Genomic DNA, 25,127 nt, shown 5'->3' with positions numbered 1-25,127 from the left:
ACAATTTTCTCAGCTATTCTACTATGGTTCATATTCAAAATATCGAGCTAGCTCATTTTAAATCTTTTAGCGGTATTACCAAAGTTCCCTTTTTTCCTGGATTTACGGTTATTTCTGGTCCAAATGGCTCGGGAAAGTCCAATATTCTCGATGCTATCTTGTTTTGTCTCGGGTTAGCTAGCTCTCGTGGTATGCGCGCTGAACGTCTCCCGGATTTGATTAGTCATCACCACACCCAACAACGTAAAACCGCTGAAGCTTATGTCTCTGTTACCTTTGATTTAGGAGAGGAAAAAACACACAAGGTTACTAGACGTTTACGAGCAACTCAAGGTGGTAACTATACATCTACTTATTATATCAATGAGCAATCCTGTACTCTAACCGAACTGCATCAAGAACTCAATCGTCTCCGCATCTATCCCGAAGGTTATAATGTCGTCCTTCAAGGTGACGTTACTCGCATTATTACCATGAATAACCGCGAAAGACGAGAAATTATCGATGAATTAGCAGGAGTCGCCGAATTTGACCGCAAAATTGAGCAAACTAAACAAACTTTAGCTGAAGTTAGGACCACTGAAGAGCGTTATCAAATCATTGTCGAGGAATTAACTAAAATCAGCGATCGCCTTTCTACAGATTGTCTTAAAGCAGAAAAATATCAACAGCTTAAATTAACTATTCAAGAAAAACAAAATTGGTTAATCGTCATCAATTGGCGCTTATTACAGGAACAACAACAACAGTTAATCACTGAAATTAATCAGGATAATCTCACCATTACTCAACTAGAAACAGGGTTAGCTTCTTTAACTATATCCCTCCAACAGGCTAATGATCATGTTAATCATCTCAATCAACAAGTTAAAGCAATGGGAGAGGAACAACAATTAACTATTGCTGCTAATTTGGCTACAGCTCAAGCTAAACATCAACAACAAGTTAAACTTAAACATAACCTAGAAAATAAAATTATTAAACTGCAACAAAGTATCAATGAAAATAGAGAACAAGTAGTTCAATATCAAGAAAATTTAACAGAGTTAAGCCAACAACAAGAACAAATCCTTAACCAAATACCATCACTAACTCAACAACAAGAACAATTACAACAAACTGTTCAACAAACTGAAGATAATATCAAGAAAATAGCTCAAAACTCTGCAGAAATTATTCAGCAACAGAGTCAAATTAATCAGGAGATTAACCAGATACAAAATGACTTAAGTAATTATCAAAAGATTGTGATTAAGAATACAGAAAAATGTAATAATTTAGAAGAAAAACTTAAGCAAAATAGAGAATTATTAAACCAACAAGAAGAACAACTAATCAGCAAACAGACAGAAACAGATTATTTAAATAGTCAATTAGCTTTCAGTGAAACTGAGTTACAATCTTTAGCTGCAGAAATTAGTCAAACAGAACAAGAAATTAACTTAGCCCAAGTAACCACTAAAAGACTAAATCAAGAAGAAAGAGAAATACAACGACAATTAGACAAAATAGAAGCAAATAAACAAGCTCAAGGTACATATACTAGCAATATTATTTTACAAGCACAAATACCAGGAATACATGGATTAGTAGCTCAATTAGGACAAGTTGAACCACGTTATCAATTAGCACTAGAAATAGCAGGAGGAGGACGTTTAGGTTATCTAGTAGTTAGTGATGACCAAGTAGCAGCAGAAGCTATTAAATTTTTAAAAACTAGAAACGCAGGAAGAGCAACTTTTTTACCTTTAAATAAAATCAAAGCTCCCCAAATAATTGATACAGTAGCCTTAAGATATGCTCCAGGTTATCTAGATTTAGCGGTTAATTTAATTACCTGTGCAAGTCAATATCGCACTATTTTTGCTTATGTTTTTGGCAATACTATAGTCTTTGATAGTCTAGAATCAGCTCGCGCTTATTTAGGAAAATATCGGATCGTTACTCTAGATGGAGATATACTAGAAACAACTGGAGCAATGACAGGAGGGAGTACACCACAGCGAAATACTCTACATTTTGGAGTGGTAGATAACCAAGAATCTAGTCAAAAAATGCGTCTAGAAGAAATAACACAGATTTTAACAAGAAATGAAGCTTTAATTGTGGAAAAATCTCATAAATTAGCTCAATTAAAACAGGATTTTACCGATTTACGTCAACAACAATTAAAACAACAATTGCGACAAGAAAGATTGAGAGAAGAAATTCAGGGATTAAATATCCAACAAGAACGTTTAAATCGTGAATTAACCGAATTTAGCCAAGAATTAGAGGCAAAAAATCAACAAATCAACCAATTAAATCCAGAAATAGCCAGATTAAGTCAAGAATTGAGTATTAAACAACAATCATTACAAGAATTAGAAGGAGCAGGAATACATCAAGAATGGCAAAATCAGCAAATAATCTTACAAAATCAATTAGGAGAGTTAAAAAATATTGAACAAGAAATCCAAAAAATACAGAGTCTTAGTAAAGAAATAACCTCAGAATTAGAGCGCGTCAGAGAGAAAATTAGGGAAACAGAAGAGAATATCTCAGCAACAGAAAGAGAAAGTCTCGAAACAGCAGCAGAAAATGTAGAAATTAATCAAGAAATCGCTCAAACTCTAGCAGAAATAGCCGCAAGTGAAGAGGCGATCGCCCAACTTTCTACAGAATTATTAGCTATCAAACAAGAAAGGGATCTAGCTGAAAATAACCTTAGAGACTTACAACAGCAACAACAACAACAAACTTGGGAACTAGAAAAACTCAAAGAAACACAAACCCAGAGACAACAAAGACAAAACCAACTACAAGAGACTATTACTAATCAAAGTCAGGAACTTCCTAACCCTTTACCCGAGATACCCACATTCACCGCTAGTCTTAGTGAACAATCAAACCTCATTCAAAAAGAAGTTAGTCAACTGCAAAAACGATTAGAGGGAATAGGTCCAGTCAACATGTTAGCACTAGCAGAATATCAAGAAAACCAAGAGCGACTCGAAACACTTAAAACTAAATTAAGCACTCTAGAAGCTGAACGCACCGAGTTATTATTAAGAATAGAAACCTTTACTACCGCTCGTTTACAAGCATTTCAGGAAGCATTTACAGTAGTTAACCAAAACTTTGAGAGTATCTTTGCTACCCTTTCTGAGGGAGATGGTTACTTACAATTAGAAAACCCCGAAAATCCCTTTAGTGGAGGGTTAAATCTTGTTGCTCACCCGAAAGGAAAACCTGTACAACGTTTAAGCTCTATGTCTGGTGGTGAAAAATCTTTGACCGCTCTTAGTTTTATTTTTGCACTTCAACTATATCGTCCTTCACCTTTTTATGTGTTTGATGAAGTAGATATGTTTTTGGATGGAGCTAACGTCGAAAAGTTGGCTAAAATGATTAAACATCAAGCTCAACAAGCTCAATTTATCGTGGTTAGTTTACGTCGCCCCATGATTGAAGCGTCAGAGCGTACCATAGGTGTTACTCAAGCTCGTGGCGCTTCAACTCAAGTTTTAGGAGTGAAATGGTAGTGAAATCATATAAAGAGTTCCGAGGAAAGGGGTTAGGTGGAACGGTATTCCGAATTCTCCCCTCTCCCTTCTCCCATCTCAGAAGCTCCCCTCTATTCCCTATTACCTGCGCGTAGCGCTATAACTTGTTGTAAAGAATCAGAGTCTAAATTTCTCCCAATCAAAACTAAACGGGTGAGACGAGATTCTGTCTCTAACCATAGGCGATCGTAAAAAGAATCAAAGCGATTCCCTACCCCTTGTAAAACTAGACGCATCGGTTTATGAGGAACACTGACAAAACCCTTGATACGATAAATTTCTTGTTGTTTAACTAGCTCTTGCAATTTAGCTATCAAAATTTGTGGCTCAAATTCTTGATTAAATACTAAATGTACTGAGTTAATCTCCTCATCGTGTTCGTGTTCATCTTCGTGATCGTGATGAGAAGGACGACTATCAAGATTATCCTCTACCGCTGCGTTAAATCCTAATAACAGATTCGCTGAGATCATACCTTGTTCAACGGGAAGAACTTTTACTCCCCTAGGTAATTGTTCTGCTAAAGCGTCTTTTACTTTGGTTAAACTCGATTCATCGAGTAAATCTGTTTTAGTTAATAAGACTAAATCCGCGCAAGCTAACTGATCCTCAAATAACTCCTCTAAAGGGGTTTCGTGTTCGAGACTCTCATCAGCTTCTCTCATTTTTTGGATACCTTCTAAATCACTGACTAGATCACCATCGGCGATCGCTTTGGCATCTACAACCGTGACCACCCCATCTACGGTAGCACCATTACGAATTTCTTGCCAACGAAAAGCTTGTATCAAGGGTTTTGGTAGAGCTAACCCAGATGTCTCGATTAAGATACAGTCTATCTCCTCTCGTCTTTTGAGTAATTCTTGCATCGTCGGATAGAATTCTTCTTGGACTGTACAACAGAGACAACCGTTAGTTAACTCCACAATATTATTATCTGTATCGCAAATTTGACAAGAACGCAATAACTCTCCATCTATACCGACTTCGCCAAATTCATTGACTAAAACCGCGATTTTGCGTCCTTGATTGTTTTGTAATAAATGACGTATCAAGGTGGTTTTCCCAGCCCCGAGAAAACCTGTGATCACTGTAACAGGGATTTTGTGCATGATTTATCTTAAACCTGTGCCTCGCAGATTTGTTGTGTTGGTTATATTGGCGGGTATCCTGACTTAGAAATTCTTTATTTCATCACAGTTGCGGGACAGCGACGGATTTACACACGTACTTTCCCCCTTACTTCTAGTAGCTGCTCCCCACTAGAACCAATATCTCTAGACTTAGCAAATCAAAAAAATTTTGTCAAGGGGTTGCAAAAAAAGTTAACATATTGTTATAATTATTTACATAAACTTAAACAGGAATTTTATTATGACTCAACGTAGCTATGTAACCGAAGAACAAGGACGCTTAAATAACTATGCGCTCGAGCCTAAAATGTATGTAGATGCTAACCAACAATTCGGTTTCAACAAGTACGCTGAAAAAATGAACGGACGTCTAGCGATGATTGGCTTTATTTCCTTAATTGGTTTTGAATTAATCACCCACGAAGGTTTAATTACTTGGTTAAGCAGTCTCTAATATCTTAGCTAGGGCGCAACCTCTGTGCCCTCTAAAAATGTGAAGAGAACCTTAAATTATTCCCAAAATCCCCCTAGATAGGATTGTTTAGCCACAAAAGGTACTGCTAGGATTCAAAGCATTATCACCAAATTAATCTAAAAGCAATGAATCAACTAGTTAAACATCTCTTGTGGACAACCGCAATTGCACCAGTTTTGCTGAGTCAATCGGTTTCAGCTCATGTAATCTGGTTTGAACAAATCAATCCTACTAGAGGGGAGATATTTTTTGGACACCCTGAAGAAGGTACACCCGAGCCTTTTGATCTTAACAAGTTTACTGGTGCTAACGCTTACGACATTTCGGGTAACGTTATCCCGAGTACAACTACCTTTACTAACGGTCGTTTGTTTATAAATACAGTTGTTCCTGCTGCAGCTTATAGTGGTAGTTATGATAACGGGTTTTGGAGAGAGAATCCCGATGGTAGCTACGATAACATCACAGCAGAAGAAGCAGCAGAGATAGGTTTTGAGAATACTGGTCAATATCTTAAATACGCTACAGGTATATTTAATGAAGATTTTCCCATTAGTCGATCTTTTGGTCAACCTCTGGAAATTAGACCTCAATCTAGTCCTTTTGATTTAACAGCAGGAGACACTTTACCCGTTAGGGTTTTTTTCAACAACTCCTTACTTACTAATCCTTTAGTTGAATATCAAGGTAACGAAATCCCTGTAAATAATGGAGTTGCTTTGATTCCCATTGGTTTAGAAGGATTAGAAGTAATCGAAGCTAGTTATAGTGATCCTAACGCTAACAATCCCACCCTTTCCTATGCAGCTACCTTTAGTACTCTTGGCTACGGTACAATTGTACCCCAACCAGAGCCAATCCCTGAACCCTTGACGATTCTGGGTACTTTATTTACTCTAGGTGTGTTACCTGTTTTGAAGAAAAACTACAATAAGTAACTAATATCACAGCAGCGATAGTCCTAATTACCCTTAAGCAAACTCTGGCTCAAGTTGTGCTACTGTAATGGCATTAAAAGCAAAAGCTAATACTAAAGGTACAGGACAACCAGCTAATAAACTACTTAACACAGTAATGATGGTGATTGCTGCTGCGAAAATCAACCAAAGTCTCTCTTGTTGACAAAGACCTTTTTGTTCCTTAATTAATTTTAAAACCTTTACTGGTATTGGTTCTGGCATTACCGCACCAGGAGGAAAAGCCCAATATAAACTTCTTTCTATAAATAAATCAGTCCAACCATTGTCTTGACACCATTCTTGTATCCATTCATCGTGATAATGTTTCATTTTTTATTAAGAAATTTAAACAAATAACTTGATTAGATAACTCAATTTATCATAGTTACTTGAGGTTTTACGAGAGCAAAACTACTCATATTCCTTATAATTTACAATTCTTTAAATTTATGATATAAACTAAAAAAACTTTACTCCTAGACTCATGTCAGAACCAGAAATTGATTACAGCGATCGCCTCACACAGTTAGAGGAAAAGATCGAGAAACTAGCACAACTCGAACAAAGAATCAAGAGATTAGAAGAAAAATTAACCTTAGTCACAGATATAGACAGATATAAAAAGTTACAAGAATTATTAATAGCAAAAGAGTTTAAAGCTGCAGATTTAGAGACAAAAAACCTCATTTTAGCGATCACAGGAGAAAGAGACATGGATGATGTAACTCCAAATGATCTTAAACAAATTTCTTGTGATTCTTTGCGTGTAATCGATCGCCTCTGGTTAGATAATAGCGAGCAACGCTTTGGTTACAGTGTCCAACTAGGGATATACTTAAGGGTGGGAGGAAATGCAGCAACTCTGCAAACCCAAGACGTAGAAATCTTTCAAAAATATGGAGAGGCTGTAGGTTGGCGAGTTAACAATCAATGGCAAGTTAATAACTATGATAGTTGGGATTTCAGTTTAGAAGCCCCAAGAGGTTGTTTTCCTGCGGTTTCTTGGAAGTCAGCTTATGGCTTAAAAATGGCCACCAATTTTTTAACCCGTCTTCTCGAATGTGAGCTTAAAATTTAATGAGCAATATATGACAATAGAAATACTAAAAGAGCATCAGCAAAAACTTTGGTATGCAGCCATAAAAATACCCATGTACACAGTAGCAGTAATACCTATCAGCGCTGGTACAGCGGTAGGTTATGCTCATAGTCAACAACTCCATTGGGGAATTTATGGAACATTTATGGGAGCAGCGATCGCCATTATTGCTTGGTTAAATCTCAGTAACGATGTTTTTGATGCAGATACAGGGATTGATAAGCGTAAAGCCCACTCAGTAGTTAATCTGACGGGTAATCAAACCTTGGTGTTTTGGCTCAGTAATCTTTTTTTAGGTTTAGGTGTCTGTGGAATTATCCTGATTAGCTACTGGTTAAGAGATTGGGTAGTGTTGGCAATAGTCATCTTATGTTGTCTATTGGGCTATACCTATCAAGGTCCACCCTTTCGTCTCGGTTATCAAGGCTTAGGAGAAATTATCTGTTTTATTTGTTTTGGACCATTAGCGATCGCCGCGGCCGAATATGCCCAGAATCAAAGCTTTTCTTATCTAGGGTTAGCAACGGGGATAATTATTGGTATAACCACCTCAATTATTCTGTTTTGTTCCCATTTTCACCAAGTAGAAGACGATATAGCAGCAGGAAAGCGATCGCCAGTAGTCAGACTAGGTACAGCCAAAAGTGCCCAAATTTTAACCTTATCAGTAATCACGGTGTTTGTGTTAATCACCCTTCTAGTTATCTTCAAACTCTTTTCACCTTGGACATTGTTGACATTGGCTAGTTTACCCTTTGCTTATCAACTAGTAAATCACGTCAGACAATACCACTCTCAACCAGATTTAGTCAGTAACTGTAAATTCCTAGCGGTTAACTTTCATTTTATTAGTGGGTTGCTATTGAGTCTTGGCTTAATCATCGACAAAATTAATTTGCTTTAGTTATTGCCAAAAACTAATTATCTCTGCTATAATGATGATTCGTGACCCATCAGGAGAGATGGCCGAGCGGTTGAAGGCGCAGCACTGGAAATGCTGTTTAGCGGTAACGTTAACGAGGGTTCGAATCCCTCTCTCTCCGTACCTGAATATTTAGGTTTAACTGACTAGACTTAAACAAGGCCTTTGATAATGAAGACAGATTAATTTCTCAGCTAAAATAGTTACTATACCCCGTCCATGTATAAATCAAGACATTTTAGGGAAAGGGCAATAGGCACTCTTGCATGCAAGAGTTAATTAACTCATCCCATATCTTAACTCCTCACCCGGAACCCCACCTTATGGTTTTAAAGGAAGCCAAATAATAAAGGTTGTTCCCTCTCCTCTAGGTTTGACGTCAAAATAATCCTGATTGGGACTAATTAACTCGATGTTTCCTCCCATTTCAGTGATTAAATTTTTGGCGATCGCCAATCCTAATCCTGTACCTGGTATATCACCTTCAGCTTGAATACCCCGATAATGTCGCTCAAAAATCCTCTCTTGTACTTCGGGAGGAATTCCATAACCAGTATCGTGAATAGCTATTCCTCCCCACCCTGGTTTAGTGAGGGTATTGATTTTTACCTTACCACCAGGGGGAGTATATTTAATGGCGTTATCGAGGATATTCTGGATCACTTCTCGTAATGCTTGCGGGTTTCCTTGAACTCTGGGAAAGGTTTCCTCTAACTCTGTAATTAGTTCAATATTGTTGTTTTCTGCTACCGCTTGAACTGAGTTAACTACTGTTGCTAAAATATCTTTAATCTCTAGAGCAGCTGGTAATAACAAAGTGCTATTTTGAGGTTCGAGGGTTTTTGTTTCAAACTGTTGTAGTAAATCTTGGAGATGTTCGGTTTCTCGCAATAATCCCGTGACAATTTTTTGGTTATCTTCTTGACCAAATAAACGTTTAAACAGTAATTTACTAAAAGTCCGTAAAGCAGTCAAAGGATTGCGTAACTGATGCAACAGATTACTTAGTTTTTCTTGTTCTACTAAGCGCATCTGTTGTATATCGATTATATTCTGTTGATACCAAGCTTGACGTTTCTCTAATAAACAGGCGATCGCTATGGTTTGGGTAATTTTCTCAATTTGTGTTAATTCTGTTTCTGACCATTCTTTCTTCTCTCTACCGGTCACCAATAAACCCATAACCATTTCGTCATAAATCAAGGGTAAAACTAAGCGCACAATATCGGTTTGGGAATCTTGAATATCTATGCCATTAAGTAAGGGAGGAGAACTTTCTAACAACAGATTATCACTATTAGGATAAACAACCACAGGGACAAGTTGAGTTGAATTAGTAGTTAAATAAATAACCGTTTGACTAGCGTTAAAACTTTGACTCAGCAAAGCTAACTGGAAATCACATAAAGCTAAAAATTCTGAACTCATCTCTGGAGGAGACAACATCAAACCATCCTCATGATATCTACGCTATCTATATTATGAACTAGCCTAGCTGGAAATTTGGTTTAAAATATTTAAAGCTTTCAATCCTAGGTGACAAGGTGTTTTAATGACGGCAAACTTGAATGATCTAAAGAAACCTAAGCAAACTTCTGAAAAACCACGTTATCAGCCGATTAACTACCGAAAAATTCTTTGTGTTTTTCCTAAGTATAGCCCTTCATTTGGTACTTTTAGCAACACCTATCCCTTGATGTGGCAAGTTAAAGCATTTATGCCCCCTCAAGGCATTTTAGTTGCTGCTAGTTATTTACCCCAAGAGTGGGGGATACGCTTTGTGGATGAGAATATTCGACCAGTCAAATCATCTGAATATAAGTGGGCTGATGTAGTAATTGTCAGCGGAATGCACATCCAACGCCCTCAAATTAATCAGATTAACGCGATCGCTCATCGCTACGATAAACTTACTGTTTTAGGAGGACCTTCGGTTTCTAGTTGTCCTGAATATTACCCTGATTTTGATTTACTTCAGATTGGCGAGTTAGGGGATGCTATGGATTCGATGATCGCACATATCGATCTCTATCCGGAACGCCCTGCTCAACAAATTCGCTTTGAAACTCAAGAAAGACTTCCCCTAGAGGAGTTTCCTATTCCTGCTTATCATTTGCTTAATCTAGATCATTATTTTATCGCTAATATACAATATTCTAGTGGTTGTCCTTATCGCTGTGAATTTTGCGATATTCCTGAATTGTATGGACGTAATCCCCGTCTGAAAAAGCCAGAACAAATTATCGCTGAATTAGATACTATCTTGGCTTCAGGTAATGTCAAAGCGGTATATTTTGTCGATGATAATTTTGTTGGCGATCGCCGCGCTGCGCTAAAACTACTACCTTATTTAATCGATTGGCAAAAGCGTAATGGTTATCCTGTGAGATTCGCTTGTGAAGCTACTCTTAACTTAGCACAGCATCAAGAACTATTAGAAATGATGCGAGAGGCTTACTTTCATACTGTTTTCTGTGGTATTGAAACTCCAGAACAAGACGCCCTCAAATCTATTGCTAAACAACAGAATCTCATGGGGGGTATGTCTATCTTAGAGGCGATTAAAACTCTCAATAGCTATGGATTGCAGGTGGTATCGGGGATTATTATGGGTTTAGATACCGATACCCTCGATACTCCCGATCGCCTTCTGGAATTTATTCGTCTTTCGCAAATACCGATGTTGACTATTAATCTCATCCATGCTTTACCTAATACTCCTCTTTGGCGTAGATTAGAAGCTGAAGGAAGACTTAATTTTGACCCCAATCGAGAGTCAAATGTAGAATTTTTGCTGCCCTATGAACAAGTATTGCAAATGTGGCGTAAAGTTATTACTACTGCTTACCAGCCCGATTTTCTCTATGAACGATATGCTTATAATATTGAGCATACCTATAGTAATAGAATTAAAATTCCTGCAGATACTCGTAAAATATCTCAAAAAGATGTTATCAAAGGACTATGGCTGATTAGTAACCTCATTATCCGTATTGGCATTTTCAGTAACTATCGTCAAACCTTCTGGAAAATGGTACGTTCTCATCTCCAGTTAAATCAAATAGAAAATTTAATTCAGGTAGCTTTAGTAGGACATCATTTGATCACTTTTGCCCAAGAATGTGCTATTGGTGAACAATCCGCTTCTTTCTATTCTCATAGTCAATCGGTTAAAGCAAAGTAAAATGTCTAAACAATGGTCGGAGGTTTCTACTCATCCTCCTTTTCTTTTATTACAAGTAGCTACCTCTGTTGAAGTTACTCAATTTAATCTACTTTTACCTTGCTTTAATTTAGATAATTATTCTCCTCAATTTTGGCTAGAATGTCCCAATATCTCAACTAATACCTCTAAGATTCTCCCGACAACTATTAGATTATTATTAGAATCAGAAGATCAACAATGGCGATTAGTTAGATTGATATTTTCTGGTTTATTACCCGATACAGAATATTGTCTCAAAATAGCTCATAATCTAGATCTAGATTCTCGTTGGTTTAAAACTTTACCCAGAGAAAGATTAGAGAAATTGGCTACTTATGGTTTAGTCGCTTTTCGCTATAATTTTGGGGTTTTTACGACTAAGTTTGTGGATAATAGATATTTAGATCTTAGAGTTAAAGTTGTCGCAGATAATCGTAATATCTTGTTTAATTTTGCCACAGAATTAGACTAAAGCAATGATCATACCTGCTAATAAGATAAAGCCAATCCAGACATTCTCCCCAAAAATAGCGCCATAAGTAGGTTTAGGGATATCTGCTTGACGTAAACGCCAATATTGCCAAAACCAGGCGATCGCCCCAATGACTAAGGTTAACCAGTAACTCCAACCTAAACTCATTTCTAGACCTAGAGTAGTTAATAACCCTGTAGTGATTAGGAAAAATATCCCTATCGCTTCAGGTGTGTATTTACCAAAAAAACGTGCGCTAGAATTAATCCCAATACGTTGATCATCTTCACGATCTGCAAGTGCGTAAACTGTATCAAATCCTAAAGTCCAAGCTACAGTTGCACCCCAAAGTAACCAAGTAGAGGTACAGAGATGAGGAGTAACCGCAGTCCAACTAATTAAAACAGCAAAACCCCAAGCTAGAGATAAGACTAATTGGGGAATAGGAAAGAATCTTTTCGCTAAAGGATAAAGTACAATTACGGGTACAGCGGCGATCGCCAAAAATAGAGTCAAGGTATTGAGATAAAAAGCTAATACCGCAGCGCAACCTAGAGAAACGAGAAAAATTATTAGACCTGTAGTTACAGAAAGACTTCTAGAAGCTAGAGGACGAGTTTTAGTTCTTTCTACTTCTGTATCGATATTACGATCCCAGAGATCATTAATAACACAACCTGCAGCGCTAGTAGCCAAAGTTCCCAGGATAATCACACCCAAAAGGGGAAGAGGAGGTATTCCCCTAGCGGCGAGAAAAAGCGCCCACAAAGCGGGAATCATGAGAATCAGACGACCTGCGGGTTTATCCCAGCGCAGTAATTTAACGATAATTAACCAAGTTGGGGTAGTGGGAGTTGTACTAACCATAAGTTATTTATTCAGAGTAGTGGCGATCGCCCCTTCTATTTCTTCACGACTTAAAGTAGTAATTATAAAGACTTCTTGGACGGTTTTACCTTGTCGGGCGATAATTTTATAACCACCACGAATAGGTACAGACACTCTCAATTGTAAATGGGGTGATTGTCCTTTAGCGCGACTAATCACTCCTGGTGTAATGGTTTCGATACCTGCATAAGTAGTGAGGGATGTTAAGATAGGAATCAAACCAGGAATATGGGTAGAGTGATTCCAGACTAGACGACCTGATTTAGGGGGTTTACTCATTATGCTCTCTCCAAAGGCGCCATAGTTAGATTCTCTCTACTTAATTGTTGGTGATATAGTTCTGCTTGTTCTAGAGGTCCTACCCAGACGATCGCCTGTCCTTCATAATGTACTTGTTCTGTTAATGTCCAAGCGCGATCGCTAGTCATACCAGGTATGTACTTTAGTAAACATTCTGCCACGTGCTCAAAAGTATTGAAATCATCGTTGAGGACGATAACTTTATAATTGGGATAGGTTTGACGAATAACTTCTTGAGCTTTTTCGCGCGTGATTGTCGGAGTAGTCGTCATGAATAATAGCTAGAAACTCTGCTTAAATAGTTATTATACCCGAAAATTAGGAAATAATTATCATGACTGCCCCTTCAATCGAGTTTTTTGTTGGACTTTCCGAAGAATTAAGTAATGTCAGTCTCAGACGCAATAAATCTAATGGTAACCGCAACGTTTTAATGACCTTTACTTCTCTGAAAGCATTAGAAAGATTCAATAGTTTTACTCAACAATATCAAGGAAATTTACGCTTAATCGACTCAGAAGGAGAAATCAGCGTTACTCCCTCCTCTTTAAAATTTATCTATGGTGGAGATGAAGGAGAAGATTTAAAAAAGGTTGAGTGTGGTTTTGAGATTCTTGATGATGAACATTGGGATAGATTTATGAGGTTTATGGAACGCTACGCTCAAGCTAACGGAATGGGCTATAGTAGTAAAGAATAACTAAACTAGTCAATCTGTACTATGAAAGTAGCAATAACTGGAGCAACAGGATTTGTAGGTACTCGTTTAGTCGAAAAACTACAAAATCAAGGCAACGAGATAATTGTTTTAACTCGCAATCCCCAACGCGGTAGGGAGATATTCCCTAACAGTACTTTTCCCCGAGTAACCATAGTCTCTTATTCACCCCAAAGCTACACAGGTACAGAATTATCCCAATGTCAAGCTGTGGTTAATTTAGCAGGACAACCTATAGCGGAACGTTGGACACCAGAATATAAACAGGAAATTCTCAACTCTCGTAAACTAGTCACTAGTAATTTAGTTAAACTGATAGGAGAAGCTAACCCTAAACCCCAAGTCTTGATTAACGCTTCAGCGATCGGTTATTATGGAACGAGTGAAACCGCAACCTATGAGGAAACAAGTCCCCCTGGTGGAGATTTTCTCGCTGAGGTTTGTCAAACTTGGGAAAGGGAAGCTAAAAAAGTAGAAGATTTCGGAGTACGTTTAGTTATTCTTAGAATTGGGATAGTCTTAGGTAATGGTGGTGCGTTAGCTAAGATGATTAACCCCTTTAAATTATTTGCAGGTGGTCCAATTGGAACAGGTCGTCAGTGGTTCTCCTGGATACATATAGATGATTTGGTTAATTTGATTATTACTGCGCTAAATAATGAGCAATATCGGGGAGTATATAACGCAACTAGTCCCAATCCTGTCAGAATGAGCGAATTTTGTCAAACCCTAGGAGAAACCCTCGGACGTCCTTCTTGGTTACCAGTTCCTGGAATTGCTCTGGAATTACTGCTCGGAGAAGGTGCTAAAGTAGTCTTAGAAGGTCAAGAAGTTTTACCTAAACAAACTATAGCGATCGCTTTTGAGTATCAGTATCCTCGGTTAAAACAAGCTTTACAAGAAATTATTACCAATCTCGGCTAAATCATGTTATCTTAAAATGTTAAAAATTGTTACTGTCAATTAGTCAGAATATGAGTGATCAACATTGGTTAGCGAGTTTTAAGCAAATTCTCCCCCCACCTTTAGCTAAGTTTTATTTAGAAAAGATCAAAAAAGTAGGTAATCCCTATAGAGAATATAATCACAAGTATCAATGTATATTTGTCCATATCCCTAAAACAGCCGGAACAAGCTTTGGGAGAACTATATTTGAAAATAGAGATCCTTCTGTTTCTCATACCGATTGTTTTTATTATCGAGTTTTTGAACCAGAATTATTTAAACAATATTTTAAGTTCACTTTTGTGAGGAATCCTTGGGATAGATTAGTCTCTAATTATACTTACTTCCTCAGAAGCGATCATGTAAATGCTAGTCAACCTTCTAAAGCAACAAAGTTTTTAACTAATTATCAGGATTTTGAGAGTTTTGTGATAGATTTAGAAAATCCTCAGATGAGAGAATATTTGTTTACTCTAGGTCATTTCAGACCGCAATATGAATTTATTTGTGATTATAAATTAAATCTACTTGTAGATTATCTAGGATACTTTGAAACTCTACAAGAGGATTTTGACAAAATAGTCATAAAACTAAATAGACCAGAATTAGAATTACCCTATTTAAACCCCAGCAAAAAAGGTAAAGATTATAAAGATTATTACACAGATAGAACTAAAAAAATAGTTGGTGAATTATACAAAACAGACATCGATTTATTTGGTTATAGTTTTGAAGGAATTTCTAAACGACTTATAGCTTGCTCCCGCTAAATTGTGTCTGTTCTGCTAAAATCATATAGCAGTAAATAAGAAGACAGTCCGTGATTGAACGCTATACCTTGCCCGAAATGGGCGAAATTTGGAGTGATAAATATAAACTACAAACTTGGCTAGATGTAGAAATAGCTGTATGTGAAGCCCAAGCAGAATTAGGCTATATTCCTTCTGATGCGGTGGTAGAAATCAAAGCCAAAGCTAAGTTTGACCCACTACGTGTACTAGAAATAGAAACGGAAGTACGCCACGACGTGATCGCTTTTTTAACTAACGTCAATGAGTATGTCGGTGACGCGGGAAGATATATTCACTTAGGATTAACTAGTTCCGATGTGCTAGATACTGCATTAGCCTTACAATTGGTAGCCAGTATAAGTTTAATCCTAGAAGCGGTAGAAGAATTAAGTCAAGCTATTCGTTATCAAGCCCAACAACATCGCTATACGGTTATGGTAGGGCGTTCACACGGAATTCACGCCGAACCCATTACCTTTGGGTTTAAATTAGCGGGATGGTTAGCAGAAGTATTGCGTCATCGCGATCGCCTAGTCAGGATTCGTCAAGAAATAGCCGTAGGTAAAATTTCAGGAGCAGTAGGAACATACGCTAATATAGATCCTCAAGTAGAAGCGATCGCCTGTCAGAAACTCGGTTTAGTAGCCGATACCGCTTCCACTCAGGTAATTTCCCGCGATCGCCACGCTGAATATATCCAGGAATTAGCCCTACTTACCGCTTCGATTGAGAGATTCGCGGTAGAGATACGTAACCTACAGCGTACAGACGTATTAGAAGTAGAAGAATACTTCTCACCCAAACAAAAAGGATCGTCAGCGATGCCCCATAAGCGTAACCCTATTCGTTCTGAACGTCTTACAGGTATAGCGAGAATTATCAGAGGTCACGCGGTAGCAGCGGTAGAAAACATCGCCCTGTGGCACGAGAGAGATATATCTCATAGTTCAGTAGAAAGGGTCGTTTTCCCCGATAGCTGCATTCTTAGTCATTTTATGGTTAAAGAAATCACCGATTTAATCAAACATCTGCAAGTATATCCTGACAACATGAAACGCAATATGAACGTTTATGGTGGCGTTATCTTTAGTCAGAGTGTTTTACTAGCTTTAGTCAAAAAAGGGTTACAGAGAGAAGAAGCTTATCGAATCGTGCAAAGTGCTGCACATCTAGCCTGGAATCAAACTGGGGGTGATTTTCGTAGTTTAATCAGTCAAACACCCCAAGTAAAGGACTTACTCACAGTTGAAGAAATAGCAGAATGTTTTAACCCCCAACAGCATCTACGCAACCTCGACGAAATCTATCAAAGGTTGTGTATATAGTAAGAGGGAAGAGTATGGAGAGTGTGGGAAGTGTGGGAGAATTCGGAATTCGGAATACCGTTCCACCGTTCCACCGTTCCACCTAACTCTACCTTACTTATTCGGGTAACTTATACTGGTTAACGATTTTTTGGGCGTATTCCGGGACGTGTTGGGCTAATTTTTCGGGGTAATTGCGCTTAACATAGAGATAATTACGGGTAAAATGAGAATCAATGGAGAAACGAGCGTATTCTAAACCTTTAGGTCCTATTTTCTCGATAACTACCCCCATTAATTTAGCCGCCCACATCGGCAGAGTTACACCCTGATCATAAGCGGGGATACTCTGTTGTACAGCTTGATGTCTATTACCTTGAGAAGAAACAGGTTGAGTATCTAATTGTGACCAGACTACATCTAGCATTTCTTGACCTAGATCATTACGCACTACCAACCATTGCCACCCAAAAGGAGCACCCATATAGCCTACCACTAAATCAGCCAAAGAATTGACGTAGTCAAAACAAGTCATACAGGATGGCGCAAAAACGTCTTTTAATTGGTTAGTTTTCAGTCCAAAAAAGGGTACTTTTTCGATAGATCCATCTATGTGTTTAAAGTGTACCTGAAAATCCTGCATAAACTCGTAATGAACTACCGTATCAGGAGATTTACTCGTAGTGTCTAAAAACTTCTGTAACCCTTCTCGGGTAACGTTATCTACACAGGGAGTCCCCAAAACATAGAGTTTTTCTAATCCTAATTGTTTTTCTACTGCACGTAAAGCTTGAATTTGACAACCAACCCCAATAGCGAGAATTCGTTTCATTCCCGATTGTTCGATTTGTTCAAGAATAGAAAGATTAGGAGAGAGAGTGGGTTTATTAACTCTAGCTGCGAGAATTTCTGCAGGAGTAGTGGCTAAAATAGGCATAGGTTGAAAACGATCTTCAGGTGTATTTTGTACACAGACTACCCCTTCTACCTTACCCTCAGTAAGCATGGTACAGGCGATCGCGCTAACAATTCCCGTCCATTGTGCACCTTCTATAGGTTCTTTTTTGCGCGCGGCGAACATCTGTTGATGTACACCAAAATATAACTCGTTTTCATCTTCTAGCTTACGACTTCTCCCGTGAAACTCTGCTTCTAATTCCGCTATCTGCTGATTGAGAAAAGCACAAGCTTCCTTAACGTAGTGGATATAATAAGTATCACACAATCCACATTCACTACATAATTCTTTAGCAGGACGACGACTACCTGATTTTAACGCTTTGGCTTTGTGATGAGGTGCTACTGAAGTCATGTTAAATTAGTTTTTAAATCAGAATTATTATATCTTATATATTAGGTTTTACTAAAATCATATTTAGGGGTTTCTATCTGAGCAACTTTAATAAAATCAGTTAAATTCAGGGGTATCTGACTAGCGAGAAATACTTGACGACGTCGATGTTTTTCAGGGGTATCTAGAAAATCGATATGCTCAATCTTAGCTGTATAGCGATAGATATGGGGTATTCCCGAGACTTGAAGCATTTTAACTAAACAACTGCTACTAGGAATCATCGCGTGATAAGTTAACCCTTGGGTCTCATTTTTTCCCTCTTCTACTAACCAACTCACGGGTTGATCAACAGGAATAACCATACTTTCGATAAATAAGATTTTTTGGGTTAGAGAAGCGAGGTTACGAATTACTCTAAAGGGGTTTTCGGTATGATAGATTAAACCAAAACAAAAGACTAAATCAGCGGTTTGTAGGTTTGACATAGCTGTTTTGGATTCAACGTCAACTAGGCTAAAATTACCATCAGGGACTCTTTGACTAGCGATATCTAACAAGTCTTGACGACCATCGATACCTTGTACTTTGAGTCCTAGATTAACTAGTTTATCAGCAAACCAACCAGGACCACAACCTACATCTAAACAAGTATGGAGAGGGGTAATTGTTTGGATAGTTTGGATAATGGGTTTAGCTGTTTCCCAACGCGCGTGATTAATAGAGAGATAATAGTCTTGATCAAATAACATTTTATTTTGGTAAGTAGTTTGACATTCTTAAGGAGTGAAAGCTAAACGTAGCCTCGATTTCCCTCCTGACTCCTGTTTCCTGACTCCTGACTCCTGCTATAGGTTGTTTCCCAAGTTAATAGAGGTCTTATTGTACCAGGAAAATCTCGCGCAAATAATCCTCTAGCGGTGTTGGGAATTCCTTCGGTTTCGTGAACGTTAAAAGATATCGCCCTTTCTAGGGTAAGATATTCTTCAAAGGGATCAGGTGTAACCATAACGATAGTTACGTGCATCAACCCGATATTAAGTAGATTCGCAGGAATCCAGGCGATCACCTGGTATCTTCCTGGTTGGGGTGGTTGGTACATATACTCAGGATCTGTATAAGCGATCGCGAAAGCAAATTGATTGGTTGCTGTTTTAAAGTGTAGGGTAGGTTGAATATTTTTATTAGTCTTATATATCTCATATACTAATTCTATTCCTGTTTCCTCATAAACTGGTACTGTAGTCACGGTTTCTCGGTTACGATTAACTACCCTAACTGAGATTAAGCGAAAATCGGGTAGCTGTGGAGAATGTCCGGGATGAGAAGACCATTGAGAGGTTACACTCATAACTTTTTCTATGTATTGAGAGATAACCGTTTCGGTGGAGTCATCAGCGACGATTTGACCTTGATCTAACCAGATACAGCGATCGCAGAAACGCGCTACTGAATCCATACTATGGGATACAAATATAACTGTTCTTCCTGCTGAGGTTAACCCTTCTACGCGTTGGAGACACTTTTGTTGAAAGGAGACGTCACCTACTGCGAGTACTTCATCTAATAATAAGATATCAGGGTCAAGATGAGCAGCTACTGCGAAAGCTAGACGCATACGCATCCCACTAGAATAATGTTTAACGGGAGTATCTAAAAACTTACCTATTTCGGAAAACTCAACCACATCATCAAAGATAGCATCGATTTCTTGACGTTGTAATCCATGTAGAGAAGCATTGAGATAGATATTATCTCTTCCCGAGAGATTATCATTAAATCCCGTTCCTACTTCGAGTAAAGAAGCGATTCTACCCCTAATAACGGCTCTTCCTTCTGTGGGGTAAACTAATCTAGATAGTATTTTTAATAAAGTGGATTTACCTGCGCCATTTTTGCCAATTATGCCTACTTTTTCCCCTTGATAGATATCAAAATTAACGTTTTTTAGTGCCCAAATAATTTGAGATTCATCTCTTTTTATTCCTTTGAGTTTTTGTTTGAATTTACGAATTATTCGCTCAGTAACTTGATAATTTTCTGAACCTAAATAGTATTTTTTCGATAGTTCAATAACTGAAATAACTGGTTGATTGAATAAGGTCATAGCTTATCTGCTATAAAAGCTTGTACTTTATGATAAATTAGCAAACCACTAATTAAAAACAAAATTGTTGCTAATACTGAATATAACCATTGCCAAACAGGAAAAGGAAAATCAGCGAATAGTGTAGAACGAAAAGCGAGTAAAATTCCCGCCATAGGATTAAGAAAATAAACAGGTCTTCCCGCTTCAGGAATCAAACCAGGAGCAAAAATAACAGGAGAAACGTATAAACCTAGATATAAAATTTGATTTAAAAGGCGATCGAAATCTTTACTATCTAAAGAAAGCGAACCAAAAATTAACCCAACAGCTAAAACTAAAGCCATACACTGAAATACAATCATAGGTAGTAGGATTAAGCGCCAATTAGGGTAAACCCCTTGCCAAAACATCATGACTACCAGAGGAAGTATGGCTACCGAAAAACCGTATAAACTAGCTATACCTGGAACAATCATAGTGATAATGCGAGGAAAATAAACCTTAGTGATTAAACTAGCGTTTTTTTCTAAACTTCTCGCTGTCAGGGTAGTCGCTTCGACGAAATAAAACCAGAGGATTAACCCACTATAGACATAGACAGAATAGGGAATAGGAACGTGTAAATTAGCACCAGAAAAGGTTTTAAACAGAGCAAAAATGGACATCATCAGTAATGGTCTAACTGTAGCCCAAAAAATCCCTAGATACATCTGATTAAACTGTACCTTGATATCTCGGCGTACTAAATTCCAGATTAAATGACGATACTGATAAACCTCTGCAAAATTGAACCGTAAGGAGTTAGAAGGGGGTTTAATAACGGTTACCTGTTCCTGAAAACTGTTGATGTTTTGAGAATGATTAGGCAAAAAATCCAAGACTATACCCCTAGGAAAAGATATTATTCTAAGTCATTATGCCACGATCTGGACAATCTTGCTCAGGGCGATACGTCGCTTTATTTAGCAGGTTTGAGCAAAACTGGTTGAGGGAGGGATTCTGTTGATTGACTTACCGCGTTTAAAACTTGGGCTGTTTGTACTCTTCTTTCTAACTGTTGGGTAGAAGAAACTAACTGACTCAAACCATCAACTAGTCTTCTCACGTTATTACGAAATTGAGGATCTCCTGTTAACTGATCTAAATCTGCGGTAATTTTCTCAGCGTTAGCAAAAGTTGCTCTGGCTGAATCTAGGGTTTGTTGAATGACTAATAAGTTACTTTCGCTGTTAAGTTGTGTAGAAAATTCTTTTAAATTAGCGCTGAGTACTTCAACATTATTGATTAGTTGAGTTAAATCAGTATCAGCGATCGCTGTATCTATTCTAGCAATAGTGGGGCGGATTTCTTGTAATAATAGGGTCAATTCATCGCTACTTTGATTAATACTCGCGATTGTACTAGCGATGGTATCGCTATTAGTCGCAATTAAATCATTAACATTTTGTCCTACGGTAGTTATTTCTCTACTTAAGTTACTGATATCATCAGAAGTTGTAGCTAGACTATTGATAAGTTTTGTACTATCAGCACTAAATTGGTCTAATTCTCCTTCAATTTGAGCTACTAAGCGTGAGACATCTTGACTGAGAGAGCTGATTTCATTCGTAGCTCTTTCAATTCCATTAGTAGCGGCTATAAGACTTTCGTAAAATTCAGGATCAGCATAGAGTTCAGCGACTCTTCCTAGAGTAGTTAGTAATTGTGGTACAGCTATACCTTGAAAACTATCTTGGTCACAAACTATAACACTAGAGTCACAATCAGGACTAATAGCGGTCATAGTACCAACATCTTGAGTTAAGAGAGTAGTAGGGTTAATTTCTACTAAAGCTTCTCCGATTAAGCCAAAACGTCCAGGTTCAATCATCAAATCAGGTGGCATACGTAAATCAACTGGGGATATTTCTAATACAGCTTCGATACCATTGGTTTGAGGAGTAATAGCGACAACCCTACCTACTTGTACTCCTCTAAATAATACTGCACTACCGACCATTAATCCTGACGCTTGGGGGAAATCTACCTTAATTTGATAGCTAGTACGTCCAAATTGAGCGCCTTTTAACCAAAAGATAATACCCCCTATAGTCAAGAATCCGCATAAAATTAATAAGCCAACAGAGCCTTCTCTGGTTAAGCGCGATCGCATTTTAAATCTTACCTCTAATTTACTTTAATAGGTCCGGTGATACTGGCGTCAAAAAATTGGCGCACTAATTCATTATTCGTGCTTTCATATTCTGCGTAAGTACCTTGCCATTGAATTTTACCTTGATATAAAAAAATAATCGTTCCCGATGTACGGCGAATAGTACTACTTTGATGAGTTACCATAACATAACTACTGCAGATTTCTTGTTTATATAAATCCACTACTAAATCTTCGATAACCGTAGAAGCAATAGGATCTAAACCTGCTGTAGGTTCATCATAGAGGATAATTTCGGGGTTATCTCGGGGATTTTCGGGATTATTCATAATCGCACGCGCGAAACTGACTCGTTTACGCATTCCCCCAGATAATTCTGACGGGTAAAGATGACTAGTTTTTGGTAACCCAACCATTTGTAATTTTTCCTCTACTAATTCCTCAATTTGGCTGTGAGATAATTGGGAATGTTCATAGAGTACAAAACCTACATTTTGTCCTACTGTTAAGGAATCAAAGAGAGCTGATTGTTGAAAAACTAAACTAATAGCGGTAGATTTTTCGATGTGATCTTCAATCAATCCTTGTCTTTCTCGACCTTTGAAATAAATTGTACCTTTATCTAAGGGTATTAATCCCGCGATGAGTCGTAGAATCGTTGATTTACCTGTACCAGAAGGTCCAAGAAGCACTAAAGCGTCTCTAGGGTAAATAGTTAAATCTACTTCATCGAGAATCAAGTTATCACCAAAGGATTTAGAAGCTCCCTTTAATTCTATCAGAGGTTCTGATTTACTCAGGTTGGGTGTACTCATTAACGGTTAGTTCTCTATTTCTAGACCAAAAACTTGAGCAAAAATCTTTTGCACTTTATAACCAGAATCAATAGATTCTAGAGGATCTTTACGCAGTCTGTGACGTAAACACAGGGTAATGACGCGACGAATATCATCTACGGTGACTTCGGTACGTCCTTCAAAGGCAGCTAAAGCTTTAGCTGCGCGATTGGTAACGATATCACCCCTGAGTCCATCTACGTCTAATTCAGCGCAAACCTCGGAGATTTTCACTTTTAATTCATAGTCTAGATCAACTTTAGGTAAAAGTTGTTGGGCTTGAACTATTTTTTCTTGGAGATTATTTTGTTCTTGTTGATATTTTTCGCTAAATTCTTGGGGTTGTTGGTCAAAAGCTGCTCTTTGTTCGACTATTTGTACCCGTAGATTTGGTTCTTTTACTGTACGTATTTCGGCGTGCATTCCGAAGCGATCTAATAATTGGGGTCTTAATTCTCCTTCTTCGGGGTTACCTGATCCAACTAAAACAAAACGCGCGGGGTGACGGATGGAGATTCCCTCTCTTTCTACGGTATTCCACCCGCTAGCTGCTGAGTCTAGTAAAACATCTACGAGGTGGTCATCAAGAAGGTTAACTTCATCTACGTAGAGTATGCCTCGATTAGCTTTAGCTAGTAATCCTGGCTCAAAGGCTTTGACACCTTCTGAAAGTGCTTTTTCAATATCTATTGTACCACAGACTCTATCTTCGGTAGCGCCTAGGGGTAAGTCAATCATCGAGACTTTTTTCTGGGCGATATCTAGGGGGATGCTTTGGGTTACCTTGTCTCTAACTTCATCACTCATCAATTCTGGGTCAACGGGATGGGAGTTAAAGGGGTCTCCCGCGACTACTTCTATCTCTGGGAGTAGGTCAGCTAGGGCGCGTATTGTGGTAGATTTACCTGTACCGCGATCGCCCATGATCATCACTCCACCTATTTTGGGGTCGATGACGTTTAGCAGCAGTGCTAGTTTCATTTCTTCTTGTCCCACTATAGCGGTGAAGGGAAAAACGAGGCGACGGGTTTGCTTAGGTGCTGCTAGAGTAACTGTCATTGGTGATTATTTTTTTAAGGGTTCATTCTTCATTTTGCCATATTGCTGAAAGAATATTCCCTAAGATAAAATTGAGAATGCCTTATTTTTTTTGAGCTATTAAACAAACGTCTTGATAAGGGCGATTATGGGTAAATGGTATTCCAGCCAGAGAATCAAATAATCCTAGTTTTCTGATGTTCTTAAATTCATTTACCCTTTGTACTTGATATTCTAATCCTTCATAATCGTAACACCATTTATGGGCATCTCCTGGTATTAGTGGTATTCTATAGCCACTTTGATGAGCAAAAACTGAAAATACACAACTTGCTGGTACATCTTCGGGTAATTCTCGATATCTAATCGCAAAATCCCTATATCTTGTGAAGTTTTTATAATTGCTTAAATATTCTTGAGCCATTATTTTTAAATCAGGTACTGTTATTAATAAATAACCATCTATATCTAATAATTTTGCACAATTTTTTAACAGTACAATTCCTTCTTCAAAGCTAAAATGTTCAAAGACGTGCTGCATTCTAATTAAGTCAAACTTTCCTAATTTTTCATAATCTAATTCTGTTAATTCCAACGCATTCATCTCATAATAACGATCCGAAAACTGTTTTTTATCATCTTCAAGTTCGCCAATATTCATACAACAAAAACCTTTGTTGAACCCTTTACTTCCTAAATCGAGCCACCTTGTTTTTCCCAAAGCTTTTAATTCATCCTCTAATCCACATTTTTGGGTTTTTAATTTGCTGGCGATTTTGACAATAATTGAACGATACATTATTTTTAATTTATTTTAAGTTACAATATCTAGTTTGCTATTATATCAGATTATGTTTTTTCATAAACACTTTTTGCCAATAGACTTTTAGCTATAGCCGCAGATGCTCCTGGTTTACCCATTCTTACTTGACCATTCAGGGCGATTTTAGCTAATTTTTCGGTAT

General features: G+C 37.8%; 25 protein-coding genes, 1 tRNA gene and 1 riboswitch. Of the genes, 12 read left to right on the top strand and 14 right to left on the bottom strand.

Annotation, left to right across the window (positions count from 1 at the left end):
* Nucleotides 1–23: 23 nt before the first annotated feature.
* A complete protein-coding gene (smc, locus tag EA365_04290; protein ID TVQ46877.1) occupies nucleotides 24–3,524 on the top strand; it encodes a chromosome segregation protein SMC in 3,501 nt (1,166 codons plus the stop codon).
* A 92-nt stretch (nucleotides 3,525–3,616) separates the two neighbouring features.
* Here smc and cobW read toward each other — a convergent pair whose 3' ends face one another.
* Complete coding sequence (gene cobW, locus EA365_04285; GenBank protein TVQ46876.1) at nucleotides 3,617–4,657, bottom strand: cobalamin biosynthesis protein CobW; 1,041 nt, start codon at nucleotides 4,655–4,657, stop codon at nucleotides 3,617–3,619.
* Nucleotides 4,658–4,687: 30 nt separating this feature from the next.
* Nucleotides 4,688–4,833: riboswitch (cobalamin riboswitch) on the bottom strand.
* Nucleotides 4,834–4,919: 86 nt separating this feature from the next.
* On the opposite strand from cobW, the gene EA365_04280 reads away from it, so the two are divergent.
* Both EA365_04280 and EA365_04275 read left to right on the top strand, forming a co-directional pair.
* On the top strand, nucleotides 4,920–5,132 hold the full coding sequence (locus EA365_04280) for a high light inducible protein (GenBank protein TVQ46875.1): 213 nt from the start codon (nucleotides 4,920–4,922) through the stop codon (nucleotides 5,130–5,132).
* 146 nt (nucleotides 5,133–5,278) lie between these two features.
* On the top strand, nucleotides 5,279–6,091 hold the full coding sequence (locus EA365_04275; GenBank protein ID TVQ46874.1) for a PEP-CTERM sorting domain-containing protein: 813 nt from the start codon (nucleotides 5,279–5,281) through the stop codon (nucleotides 6,089–6,091).
* A 33-nt stretch (nucleotides 6,092–6,124) separates the two neighbouring features.
* On the opposite strand, the gene EA365_04270 is transcribed toward EA365_04275, so the two are convergent.
* Complete coding sequence (locus tag EA365_04270; GenBank protein ID TVQ46873.1) at nucleotides 6,125–6,442, bottom strand: hypothetical protein; 318 nt, start codon at nucleotides 6,440–6,442, stop codon at nucleotides 6,125–6,127.
* 154 nt (nucleotides 6,443–6,596) lie between these two features.
* Here EA365_04270 and EA365_04265 point away from each other — a divergent pair, with 154 nt between their 5' ends.
* The 3 genes from EA365_04265 to EA365_04255 all read left to right on the top strand — a co-directional run bounded on the left by EA365_04265 (nucleotide 6,597) and on the right by EA365_04255 (nucleotide 8,254).
* A complete protein-coding gene (locus EA365_04265) occupies nucleotides 6,597–7,190 on the top strand; it encodes a GUN4 domain-containing protein (protein ID TVQ46872.1) in 594 nt (197 codons plus the stop codon).
* 10 nt (nucleotides 7,191–7,200) lie between these two features.
* Nucleotides 7,201–8,115, top strand: a complete 915-nt coding sequence (locus EA365_04260) for a 2-carboxy-1,4-naphthoquinone phytyltransferase (protein ID TVQ46871.1) — start codon at nucleotides 7,201–7,203, stop codon at nucleotides 8,113–8,115.
* 52 nt (nucleotides 8,116–8,167) lie between these two features.
* Nucleotides 8,168–8,254: transfer RNA gene (locus EA365_04255), tRNA-Ser, on the top strand.
* A gap of 200 nt (nucleotides 8,255–8,454) precedes the next feature.
* On the opposite strand, the gene EA365_04250 is transcribed toward EA365_04255, so the two are convergent.
* A complete protein-coding gene (locus tag EA365_04250; protein TVQ46870.1) occupies nucleotides 8,455–9,579 on the bottom strand; it encodes a GAF domain-containing sensor histidine kinase in 1,125 nt (374 codons plus the stop codon).
* Nucleotides 9,580–9,685: 106 nt separating this feature from the next.
* Between EA365_04250 and EA365_04245 the strand changes: the two genes are divergently transcribed.
* The gene (locus EA365_04245; GenBank protein ID TVQ46869.1) at nucleotides 9,686–11,317 is read left to right on the top strand and encodes a DUF4070 domain-containing protein; all 1,632 of its coding nucleotides are present in this window, start codon (nucleotides 9,686–9,688) and stop codon (nucleotides 11,315–11,317) included.
* Between the two features lies 1 nt (nucleotide 11,318).
* Nucleotides 11,319–11,810, top strand: a complete 492-nt coding sequence (locus EA365_04240; GenBank protein ID TVQ46868.1) for a hypothetical protein — start codon at nucleotides 11,319–11,321, stop codon at nucleotides 11,808–11,810.
* Here EA365_04240 and EA365_04235 read toward each other — a convergent pair.
* The 3 genes from EA365_04235 to clpS are packed head-to-tail and all read right to left on the bottom strand — an operon-like array spanning nucleotide 11,802 to nucleotide 13,270.
* Nucleotides 11,802–12,677 (bottom strand): 4-hydroxybenzoate octaprenyltransferase, encoded by an 876-nt coding sequence (locus EA365_04235; GenBank protein ID TVQ46867.1) that lies wholly within the window; start codon nucleotides 12,675–12,677, stop codon nucleotides 11,802–11,804. The two genes, EA365_04240 and EA365_04235, sit on opposite strands and share 9 nt — an antisense overlap.
* 3 nt (nucleotides 12,678–12,680) lie before the next feature.
* Nucleotides 12,681–12,977: a metal-binding protein gene (locus tag EA365_04230; protein ID TVQ46866.1), complete on the bottom strand. Its 297-nt coding sequence runs from the start codon at nucleotides 12,975–12,977 to the stop codon at nucleotides 12,681–12,683.
* Nucleotides 12,977–13,270, bottom strand: a complete 294-nt coding sequence (clpS, locus tag EA365_04225; protein TVQ46865.1) for an ATP-dependent Clp protease adapter ClpS — start codon at nucleotides 13,268–13,270, stop codon at nucleotides 12,977–12,979. The genes EA365_04230 and clpS overlap by 1 nt, the downstream gene beginning before the upstream one ends.
* A 62-nt stretch (nucleotides 13,271–13,332) precedes the next feature.
* Between clpS and psb28 the strand changes: the two genes are divergently transcribed.
* The 4 genes from psb28 to EA365_04205 are packed head-to-tail and all read left to right on the top strand — an operon-like array spanning nucleotide 13,333 to nucleotide 16,777.
* Complete coding sequence (gene psb28, locus EA365_04220; protein TVQ46864.1) at nucleotides 13,333–13,698, top strand: photosystem II reaction center protein Psb28; 366 nt, start codon at nucleotides 13,333–13,335, stop codon at nucleotides 13,696–13,698.
* A gap of 21 nt (nucleotides 13,699–13,719) precedes the next feature.
* Nucleotides 13,720–14,640 carry a TIGR01777 family protein gene (locus EA365_04215; GenBank protein ID TVQ46863.1) on the top strand — a complete coding sequence of 307 codons (921 nt, stop codon included), beginning with the start codon at nucleotides 13,720–13,722 and terminating at the stop codon, nucleotides 14,638–14,640.
* A 50-nt stretch (nucleotides 14,641–14,690) separates the two neighbouring features.
* Entirely contained in the window at nucleotides 14,691–15,431 is a 741-nt protein-coding gene (locus EA365_04210; protein TVQ46862.1) for a hypothetical protein, read from the top strand.
* 50 nt (nucleotides 15,432–15,481) lie between these two features.
* Complete coding sequence (locus tag EA365_04205) at nucleotides 15,482–16,777, top strand: adenylosuccinate lyase (protein TVQ46861.1); 1,296 nt, start codon at nucleotides 15,482–15,484, stop codon at nucleotides 16,775–16,777.
* 97 nt (nucleotides 16,778–16,874) lie between these two features.
* Here the strand turns inward: EA365_04205 and EA365_04200 are convergent, their stop codons facing one another.
* From EA365_04200 to EA365_04165, 8 genes are all read right to left on the bottom strand, one after another.
* Complete coding sequence (locus tag EA365_04200; GenBank protein ID TVQ46860.1) at nucleotides 16,875–18,068, bottom strand: hypothetical protein; 1,194 nt, start codon at nucleotides 18,066–18,068, stop codon at nucleotides 16,875–16,877.
* Between the two features lie 41 nt (nucleotides 18,069–18,109).
* Nucleotides 18,110–18,799 (bottom strand): class I SAM-dependent methyltransferase, encoded by a 690-nt coding sequence (locus tag EA365_04195; GenBank protein TVQ46859.1) that lies wholly within the window; start codon nucleotides 18,797–18,799, stop codon nucleotides 18,110–18,112.
* 41 nt (nucleotides 18,800–18,840) lie between these two features.
* Nucleotides 18,841–20,154: an ATP-binding cassette domain-containing protein gene (locus EA365_04190; protein ID TVQ46858.1), complete on the bottom strand. Its 1,314-nt coding sequence runs from the start codon at nucleotides 20,152–20,154 to the stop codon at nucleotides 18,841–18,843.
* Entirely contained in the window at nucleotides 20,151–21,005 is an 855-nt protein-coding gene (locus EA365_04185) for an ABC transporter permease (protein ID TVQ46921.1), read from the bottom strand. The genes EA365_04190 and EA365_04185 overlap by 4 nt, the downstream gene beginning before the upstream one ends.
* Nucleotides 21,006–21,094: 89 nt before the next feature.
* Nucleotides 21,095–22,288 (bottom strand): MCE family protein, encoded by a 1,194-nt coding sequence (locus EA365_04180; protein TVQ46857.1) that lies wholly within the window; start codon nucleotides 22,286–22,288, stop codon nucleotides 21,095–21,097.
* 14 nt (nucleotides 22,289–22,302) lie between these two features.
* Nucleotides 22,303–23,103 (bottom strand): ATP-binding cassette domain-containing protein, encoded by an 801-nt coding sequence (locus tag EA365_04175; protein ID TVQ46856.1) that lies wholly within the window; start codon nucleotides 23,101–23,103, stop codon nucleotides 22,303–22,305.
* Nucleotides 23,104–23,109: 6 nt separating this feature from the next.
* Nucleotides 23,110–24,183: a magnesium chelatase ATPase subunit I gene (gene bchI, locus EA365_04170; GenBank protein TVQ46855.1), complete on the bottom strand. Its 1,074-nt coding sequence runs from the start codon at nucleotides 24,181–24,183 to the stop codon at nucleotides 23,110–23,112.
* 82 nt (nucleotides 24,184–24,265) lie between these two features.
* The gene (locus EA365_04165) at nucleotides 24,266–24,961 is read right to left on the bottom strand and encodes a hypothetical protein (GenBank protein TVQ46854.1); all 696 of its coding nucleotides are present in this window, start codon (nucleotides 24,959–24,961) and stop codon (nucleotides 24,266–24,268) included.
* Between the last annotated feature and the right edge of the window lie 166 nt (nucleotides 24,962–25,127).

The organism is Gloeocapsa sp. DLM2.Bin57, from assembly GCA_007693955.1.
GTDB lineage: Bacteria > Cyanobacteriota > Cyanobacteriia > Cyanobacteriales > Gloeocapsaceae > Gloeocapsa.
This window is presented reverse-complemented; position numbering and strand designations above follow the sequence as displayed.